This window comes from Streptomyces sp. AC627_RSS907, from assembly GCF_019049165.1.
Map to the genome: position 1 here is coordinate 1 of NZ_JAGMUE010000392.1, position 554 is coordinate 554.

At 70.2% G+C, this 554-nt stretch carries 1 protein-coding gene; it reads left to right on the forward strand.

From position 1 onward, the window contains the following. A partial coding sequence (locus KUM32_RS36065; RefSeq protein WP_217146126.1) for an alpha/beta fold hydrolase occupies window positions 1-554 on the forward strand: 554 nt, incomplete at both ends.

Consider the following 554-nt stretch of genomic DNA (forward strand, 5'->3'; position numbering starts at 1 on the left):
ACATAGCGATATCCCGCATCAAGGCGACCTCGCCGGACCAGCGGCGCGGCGTGCTGTTGCTGAACCCCGGCGGACCCGGCGGCGCGGGCCTGGACATGCCGGTGTACATGAGCGAGCAACTGCCCAAGTCGGTCAAGAGCCGCTACGACCTGATCGGTTTCGACCCGCGCGGCGTCGGCCAGAGCGCGCCGGTCACCTGTGGCCTGTCGTACGAGGAGCAGGTGTGGGAGCGCCCGTACAAGGCGGCCACCTTCCCGAGCGACGTGCGGTGGGCCCGCACCGTCGCGAAGAAGTGCGCCGCCGGTAACGGGTCCAAACTGCCGCACCTGACGACCCGCAACACCGCCCGCGACATGGACGCGATCCGCGCCGCGCTCGGCGAGAAGAAGGTCTCCTACCTGGGGTACTCGTACGGCACCTACCTCGGCGCGGTCTACGCGCAGATGTTCCCCGCGCGCGCCGACCGGTTCGTGCTGGACAGCGCGGTGGACCCGCAGCGGATCTGGCGCGGGATGATCCAGATCTGGGCGGAGGGCGCCGAGCCGGCCTTCGAC